The organism is Kitasatospora sp. NPDC057198 (assembly GCF_042670125.1).
Lineage (GTDB): Bacteria > Actinomycetota > Actinomycetes > Streptomycetales > Streptomycetaceae > Kitasatospora.
Genome location: NZ_JBHUWH010000811.1, coordinates 1 through 1826 on the forward strand (window position 1 = coordinate 1; position 1826 = coordinate 1826).

Sequence of the window (1826 nt, forward strand, 5' to 3'; positions counted from 1 at the left end):
GGCGAGTCCGAGCTGCTGACGGCCGGAGCCCATCGAAGGTCCGTGGTGCTGCGTGCCGTAACAGAACCAAAAGCCCACGCGCGCAACGGCAGTGAACCGCTCGCAGCCACGGCCTCGCCGTTCCCCGAGCCCCTGGTTTCGCCTCCCGCCGTTCTTGCCGATCCCCTGAATACCCGCCGCCCTGAATACCCGTCACGATCCCCCGGAGCCACACCCATGTCCCACGCCCCCGCCCGCCACCGCAACCGCACCCGGCTGGCCGCTCTCGCCGCCGCGACCGCGGGTCTCGGTCTGACCGCCTTCGGCCTGCCCGCCCTCGCCTTCGGTGCCGGTGCCGGTGCCCCCACCACCGTCAGTTACGACGCCGGCTCGCTGGACTGGGGCGTGCTGGCGAAGTTCCGCAGTTACGTGACCGGTCCGATCGGTGGCGGCAGTGCCACCACGAGCGGTGGAGCCACCGTCAACCAGGACGGCTCGTACCACTTCAACCTGGCCTCCGCGGGCTACGACACGACGACCCACCGACTGAACGCCACGTTCGAGGGCGGGGTGCGCTTCCTCGCCCACGACGGCGCGCTGGACGTCGCGTTCAGCGACCTGCGGATCAGCACCGAGGGCAGTACCGGCACCCTCATCGCGGACACCGCCTCGAAGGAGACCGTCGGCGCGGCCGCCCCGACCCTCCGCGAGGACGTCCCGCTGGCGACCTTCACCGTGGCCCGCGGCACCACCAACGGCGGGGCCACCGCGGCCACCCTGACCGCCGAGGGCGCGAAGACGTTCGCCGGGTTCTACCCGGCGGGCACCGCCCTGGACCCGCTGTCGATCGTCCTCGAGCAGACGCCCGCCCCGTCGCCGTCCCCCTCCACCTCGGCCGAGCCGTCCGCCGGGCCTTCGACCGAGCCCTCGACGGAACCGTCCACCGAGCCGTCCGCCTCCCCCTCCTCCGCTCCCTCCGCTTCCTCCTCGCCCGAGCCCTCGCCCTCGCCCTCCGCATCCGCGTCCGCCTCCACCCCGACGGGCAACGAACTGGCGGTCGTGGACGGCCGGTTGGAGTGGAAGGTGCAGGAGGACTTCCTGGCCTACGTGACGGGGCCGATCGCCGCGGGCAAGGTGGAGTTCGGCGGCGGCGCGGCCGGGTTCGGGTTCGGGTCGGGCAGCGGCAGCTACCGGACGGACACCCACGCGCTGTCGGCGGACTTCGCCGGGTCGGTGCGCTTCCTCGGCCACCGGGGGGCCGACGGTCAGTACCGGTTGGACACCGTGCTGTCGAAGCTGGGCATCCGGGTGGACGCCTCCGGCGCGTACCTGGTGGCGGACGTGACCGCCAAGTCCCTCTCCGGCGGGGAGCCGGTCAGGCTGTCCGGGGCCCGGGTCGCCGAACTGGACGTGTCGAAGGCCGACTTCACCCCGGTCGACGGCGTGGTGACGCTGCGCCAGGTCCCGGCGACGCTGACGGCCGAGGGCACGCCGGTGTTCGGGCAGTACGAGGAGGGCAAGGCGCTGGCCCCGGTGACCGCGGTGCTCTCCTTCAACCGCTCCGCCACCCTGCCGTCCGCCTCCGACTCCCCCTCCACCTCCACCTCCACCGGGAGCGGCACCAGTGCCACCACCGGTGGTGCCACCCTCACCACCTCCGGTGCCGACGGCGGTGAACTGGCCTACACCGGTGGCGGCACCGGCACCGTCCCGCTGCTGGCGACGGCGGCCGGGCTGCTGCTGGTCGGCGGGGCGACCACCGTCCTGGCGCGCCGCCGCTCCTCCTCCGCCGCCACCTCCACTACCCGCGCCGCCGAGTGATCGGAGCGGACGCGTCGGGCCCGCAC

The 1826-nt window shown here is 73.8% G+C and carries 1 protein-coding gene; it reads left to right on the top strand.

Features of this window, described 5'->3' with window-relative positions; translation table 11 throughout:
- The first annotated feature begins 216 nt into the window (after positions 1–216).
- Positions 217–1800, top strand: coding sequence for an HtaA domain-containing protein (locus ACFUEL_RS39255; RefSeq protein WP_380242940.1), 1584 nt, complete (start codon positions 217–219; stop codon positions 1798–1800).
- Positions 1801–1826 lie beyond the last annotated feature (26 nt).